Raw genomic sequence first — 6,075 nt, 5'->3', positions numbered from 1 at the left:
CTCTACAGACAAGGTCAGGAGCAAATCCTGCCTTCAGGAGCGATCGGCCTCCCCCAGAAACGCACTTGCTGTTGTATGAATCCTTAAGCGTAACCTCTCTCGTTGGAATCAGGGTCAACATACAAGGAGCGAGGCTTGCCCGCGAAGCTTTTATACCTTCAACACCAACTTCCCGAAATTCTCGCCGCTGAACAATTTCATCAGCGTCTCCGGGAACGTCTCCAGCCCTTCAACAATGTCTTCCTTGCTCTTGAGCTGCCCCTTGGCCATCCACCCGGCCATTTCCTGTCCGGCGGCGGCGAACTGCGCGGCGTAATCCATCACAACAAAGCCTTCCATTCGCGCACGGTTGACCAGCAATGACAAATAGTTGGCCGGGCCTTTGACCGCTTCCTTGTTGTTGTACTGGCTGATCGCGCCACAAATCACCACCCGCGCCTTCATGGCCAGGCGACCCAGAACCGCGTCGAGAATATCGCCGCCCACGTTATCGAAATACACGTCGACACCTTTCGGGCATTCACGCTTCAGGCCCGCATGCACATCTTCGTTCTTGTAGTCGATGACGCCGTCAAACCCCAGTTCGTCGATCAGGAACTTGCACTTGTCCGCGCCGCCCGCGATGCCGATCACGCGGCAGCCTTTGATCTTGGCGATCTGCCCGGCAATGCTGCCCACTGCACCGGCCGCGCCGGACAGCACCACGGTGTCACCTTCCTTGGGGGCGCCGACATCGAGCAGCGCGAAGTACGCCGTCATCCCGGTCATGCCCAACGCTGACAGGTAACGCGGCAGCGGTGCCAGTTTCGGATCGACCTTGTAGAAACCTCGTGGCTCGCCGATGAAATAATCCTGTACGCCCAAGGCACCGTTGACATAGTCCCCGACCGCAAACCCGGGATTGTTCGAGGCAACGACTTTGCCTACACCCAATGCGCGCATGACTTCGCCGATACCGACCGGCGGAATGTAGGACTTGCCCTCGTTCATCCAACCACGCATGGCCGGGTCCAGGGACAGGTATTCGTTTTTGACCAGGATCTGACCCGCAGCCGGTTCGCCGACTGGCACTTCTTGATAGGTAAAGGTCTCGCGGGTTGCCGCGCCCACCGGACGTTTGGCGAGCAGGAACTGGCGATTGGTCTGGGTAGTCATGACTGGCACTCAAGATGAATGAAGCTTTGTTGATAGACCTTCATGACCGATGCCGCAAGTTTGGCTGATGCGGCGAATGCACATCGATCCAGTGCAGTGATAGTCAGTTCCGCAGTTTTATCACTGCAACTCATGGTCGCCCAACCGGGCTTCTGATAGTGCTGCCGTCTCACTCACCCCTGTGGCTAGACTGCGAACACGTGATCCCCCGCATCCTTCTCTTCGAGGACATAACAATGAGCATGACGTTTTCCGGCCAGGTCGCTGTTGTGACCGGCGCTGCCAACGGTATTGGCCGCGCGACAGCCCAGGCATTCGCCGCTGAAGGGTTGAAAGTGGTGGTGGCCGACATGGACACGGCCGGGGGCGAAGGCACGGTGGCACTGATTCGTACGGCGGGCGGCGAAGCGACCTTCGTGCGTTGCAACGTCACGGTGGAAAGCGATGTAAAAAATCTGATGGATGAGGTGGTGAATACCTACGGCCGTCTGGACTATGCCTTCAACAACGCCGGCATCGAGATCGAGAAAGGCAAACTGGCTGAAGGCACGATCGATGAGTTCGACGCGATCATGGGCGTTAACGTCAAAGGCGTCTGGCTGTGCATGAAGTACCAGCTGCCATTGCTGCTGGCCCAGGGTGGTGGCGCGATCGTCAACACCGCTTCGGTGGCGGGCCTCGGTGCTGCGCCGAAGATGAGCATTTACGCGGCGTCGAAACATGCGGTGATTGGCCTGACCAAGTCGGCGGCAATCGAATACGCCAAGAAAAAGATTCGCGTGAACGCGGTCTGCCCGGCGGTGATCGACACCGACATGTTCCGACGTGCCTATGAAGCGGACCCGAAGAAGGGCGAGTTCGCCAACGCCATGCACCCGGTCGGCCGCATCGGCAAGGTCGAGGAAATCGCCAGCGCGGTGCTGTATCTGTGCAGCGATGGCGCGGCGTTTACGACCGGTCACTCGCTGGCAGTGGACGGTGGTGTCACGGCGTTCTGAACAATCAAGGTTTGCCCTGTAGGAAAAAGCCCGCATACGTGCGGGCTTTTTCATGGCGCCGTGAAAGAGCCGGACAAGTGTGTTTCAAATGGTTAGAACCGAGGGTTTTGGCGGCGTTGTCGCACATCCGATCAAGCGCACCTGTGATTAACTGCTCCCCGCAAATGGACAGGAGTTTGCTTGCTCATGGAATTGAGAATCGATCGACAGGCATTGGTGCCGGTCGTACAGCAAATCGTCGACGCGCTGGCCGTCTGGCTCCGTCAGAGCGAGGTGCTGCCAGGGACGCGTTTACCTTCTGCGCGGCAAATCGCGCGGGACAATCTGCTCAGTCAGTCCAGCGTCGTCGAAGCCTGTGAGCGCCTGGTGACTCAAGGCGTGCTGGCTTCGCGGCATGGCGCCGGTTTCATTGTCGCCACACCGGCGCTGGCCGCTCAGGGGCAACAGGAATGCCTCTGGTTCGAAGGGGCGGAAGTGAAGCAGGGCGACCTCTCGGGCAAACTTTTATTAGGCTGTGGCGGACTGCCCGAAAGCTGGCGTGAAACGGACGACCTGAGCTACGCGATTCGTCAGGTCAGCCGTACCGACATGGCCGGGATGTTCAACTACAGCACGTCATGGGGCCTGCCAGCCCTGCGTGTGCAGATCCTCAAGCGCCTTAAACAGCTCAGTATCGAGGTGGACGAAAACCGTATTCTGACCACCGCAGGTGCCAGTCATGGGCTCGACCTGATCGTGCGCACCTTGCTCAAACCGGGTGATTGCGTGGTGGTGGAAAGTCCGGGCTATCCACTGTTGTTCGACCTGCTCAGGCTGCACGGTGTGACGATGATCGAAGTGCCGCGTACCCCGCGTGGGCCCGACACGGCGCAGCTTGAAGCGCTGTTGCTCAAGCACGGACCCCGAGCGCTGTTCATCAACAGCTTCTACCACAACCCGACGGGCAGCTGCCTGGCGTCTGTGGTGGCGCAGCAGATTATGCAGCTGACCAAAACCCATGGCGTGCTGGTGATTGAAGATGACGTCTATGCGGATTTGCACAGCGGCCCCGGCACCCGCCTCGCTGCGTTGGGTATCGATGACAACGTGATCTACGTCGGCAGCTACTCGAAAACCCTCAGCAGCTCATTGCGGGTTGGCTTTGTCGTGGCCCGTGACGAGATAGTTGCGCAACTGGCCGAGGTCAAGATGATCAGCAGCATGGGCGCCTCACGGTTCTGCGAATCGGTGCTGACGTGTCTGTTGGCCAGCGGCGCGTACCGCAAACTGGTCCAGCGTCAGCGTCAGCGTTTGAACACGGACAGAGAGGCGGCCCTGCAAGTGCTCGAAGACGCCGAGTGGGAGGTTTTCGGCAAGCCGGCCGGCGGCCTGTTCATCTGGGCGCGGTCGCGGATGTCCGACTACGCTCAGGTGCGCAAACAGGCCCGGCGCTTCGGTGTGCTGCTGTCTTCCGCCACGGCATTCAGTCCTGACGGCCAGGTTAGTGACTGGCAGCGCATCAACGTGGCTTATGCCTGCGATCCTCGGGCCCGGGCATTTTTTCAGGCGACCGCTGCGAATCGACCTAAAGCGTTCTGAAAACGACGTGGGCGTAGCTTTTTGCCATTATTCCGACGCCAGAGACTTGTGCTGGCGTATGCCCGTTGCGAATCTGCGTCAACAGACTATGTCAGGGGACTAAGTGCAATGATTTCGGCCGTGCAAGGACGTTTTGCCAACCTCGGTATGGCAAAAAAAATGGGTGTCGGGTTTGTACTGGTGCTGCTGCTGACGGCCCTGGTGGCAGCCATCGGCGTTTGGTCCCTGCAAACCATCAGTCATCGCTTCGACGGGCTTAAGCAGATGTCGTCGCTCAATAACGGTTTACTCAAGGTGCGATTGCTTGAGCAGGAATACGCCTTGCACGGCAACCCGAAAACCGTCGATGCGCTGCACGAGGGTGTTGATGGCCTGATCGCCCTGGCGACGCAGCTCAAGGCTGCATCAGCGGCCAACGTGCCGGTGATGAATGACGTCGAGCAGTCCTTGGGGGCTTATCGCAAAGCCTTCGACGAGTTCGTCTCGCTGAGTCAGGCCAAGGACCTGGCCCTGGAAATGGCCAGTTGGTCGGTGTCCAGCGTGGCCAATAACCTTGATGTCCTGCAAGCAGGGCTTGCCGATGACGGCGCCTATACCTTGAAGGAGTCTGAGGGCAAGGACGGTGGGCAGTTCATCGAGCAGGCCAATCAAGTCAGCCAGGTTTCGCGGTTGATGTTGCAGGCCATGAACGAAGCGCGTGTGCGTCTGGACCAGAGCCGCAAAGGCGACGACAGCGCAGGCCAGGGCAAGATCGAACAGGCCGATCAGGCGCAGGTTCAGGCTGAGCAGTTGAAAACCACGGTCAAGGATGAGGGCTATCAGACTGTCCTCAATGAAGTGGCGGGGCACATCAACAGTTTCAGCGAGAAACTGACCGAGTACACCGGTCTGTTGGCCCAGGAAAAAACCGTCTATGAGCAACTGCATCAGCGTGCTGCGCAAGTGGTGGAGCGGGTCGATCAGGCCTATGTCGCCGAAGACCAGTCGATACAGGCCGAGTTGAAAAAGAACTCGATGCTGATCATCGGCTCCTCGGCGCTGGCGTTGCTGGTCGGGTTGATTGCGGCGTGGGTGATTACCCGGTTGATCGTGGCGCCGTTGCGCAGTGTGATTCGTGTGGCGCAGCAGATCGCTGCGGGTGATTTGAGTGCGACGGTGGAAGTGACGCGCCGTGACGAGATCGGCCAGTTGATGCAGGCCATGCAGCAGATGGGCGCGGGGCTGAGCACCATCGTCAGTGGTTTGCAGGCCGGTATCGAGCAGTTGGCGAGTTCGGCTCAATCGTTGTCGGCGGTGACTGAGCAGACCAACCTGGAAGTCAGTAGCCAGAAGGAAGAAACCGAGCAGGTCGCCACGGCGATGAATCAGATGACGGCGACGGTGCACGACGTTGCGCGTAACGCGGAGGAAGCCGCGCAGGCTGCGCAAACGGCGGATGGCAAGGTTGAAAGTGGTCAGCAGGTGGTGCGTCAGAGCATGGCGCGGATCGAGCAGTTGGCGGACTCGGCGACTTCGGCCAGTTCGAGCATCGAGAGCTTGAGCGCGGAAATCCAGAACATTGGCACGGTGCTCAGTGTGATCAAGAGCGTTGCCGAGCAAACCAATCTGTTGGCGCTCAATGCGGCGATTGAGGCGGCTCGGGCCGGCGAGCAGGGCAGGGGCTTTGCGGTTGTGGCGGATGAGGTTCGGGCGCTGGCCAAGCGAACTCAGCAATCGACCGAGGAGATTGAGCGTCTGGTGAGTGCCTTGCGTTCGGCGGCGCAGTCGTCGGTGCAGCAGATTCAGAACAGTGGTGAGCTGGTGAAGTTGGCGGTGAGTGACGCGTTGCAGACCGAGAGTGCGCTGGGGAGTATTGCGGCGGCGGTGTCGTTGATTCAGCAGATGAATCAGCAGATTGCGGCCGCCGCTGAGGAGCAGAGTTCGGTGGCCGAGGAGATTAATCGCAGTGTGACGAGTATTCGGGCGAGTGCGGATCAGTCTTCGTTGGCGATGCGGGGGAACGCGGCGTCGAGTATTGAGCTGGCGCAGTTGGGGGTTGAGTTGAAAGGGATGGTCGGGCACTTTCGGCTCTGATCTTTTTCCCGCATATGTACACAGATCTACTGTAGGAGCGAGCCTGCTCGCGATGCGGCCTGATAGCCGACCTGTCTCTTTCAGGTGTACATATCCATTCCTGCGGTAACGGCGGCTGGCGGTTTCGCCCTTACGGCGAGGCACTTGTGCGCCCAGCATGGGCGCCATCCTAGAGGTGAAAGTCCTCTCTTGAGCTGGCCACAGCGAATGAAGCGAAGCGCAACTGCATGAGGGCGACCGAGTGTGGGAAGGAAGCGTGGAACGTAAACCG

Annotated in this window: 4 protein-coding genes and 1 pseudogene; 4 read left to right on the top strand and 1 reads right to left on the bottom strand. The window is 59.3% G+C overall.

All coding sequences use genetic code 11. From position 1 onward, the window contains the following. Nucleotides 1–150: 150 nt before the first annotated feature. Nucleotides 151–1,155: an NADP-dependent oxidoreductase gene (locus EYC95_RS29810; protein ID WP_131063512.1), complete on the bottom strand. Its 1,005-nt coding sequence runs from the start codon at nucleotides 1,153–1,155 to the stop codon at nucleotides 151–153. 236 nt (nucleotides 1,156–1,391) lie between these two features. Here EYC95_RS29810 and EYC95_RS29805 point away from each other — a divergent pair, with 236 nt between their 5' ends. The 4 genes and pseudogenes from EYC95_RS29805 (at nucleotide 1,392) to EYC95_RS31150 (ending at nucleotide 5,804) form a co-directional block, all read left to right on the top strand. Next, entirely contained in the window at nucleotides 1,392–2,153 is a 762-nt protein-coding gene (locus tag EYC95_RS29805) for an SDR family oxidoreductase (protein WP_131063511.1), read from the top strand. Nucleotides 2,154–2,339: 186 nt separating this feature from the next. Next, nucleotides 2,340–3,731, top strand: a complete 1,392-nt coding sequence (locus EYC95_RS29800) for a PLP-dependent aminotransferase family protein (RefSeq protein WP_131063510.1) — start codon at nucleotides 2,340–2,342, stop codon at nucleotides 3,729–3,731. A 108-nt stretch (nucleotides 3,732–3,839) separates the two neighbouring features. Continuing rightward, a pseudogene (locus tag EYC95_RS31155) lies at nucleotides 3,840–4,943 on the top strand (HAMP domain-containing protein); the annotation flags it as partial. Then, nucleotides 4,923–5,804, top strand: a complete 882-nt coding sequence (locus tag EYC95_RS31150; RefSeq protein ID WP_370655173.1) for a methyl-accepting chemotaxis protein — start codon at nucleotides 4,923–4,925, stop codon at nucleotides 5,802–5,804. The pseudogene EYC95_RS31155 and the gene EYC95_RS31150, both read left to right, overlap by 21 nt. Nucleotides 5,805–6,075: the final 271 nt, after the last annotated feature.

Source organism: Pseudomonas sp. BGI-2 (assembly GCF_004310295.1).
Lineage (GTDB): Bacteria > Pseudomonadota > Gammaproteobacteria > Pseudomonadales > Pseudomonadaceae > Aquipseudomonas.
The sequence above is the reverse complement of the archived record's forward strand: the minus strand, read 5'-3'. Positions and strand labels throughout refer to the sequence as shown.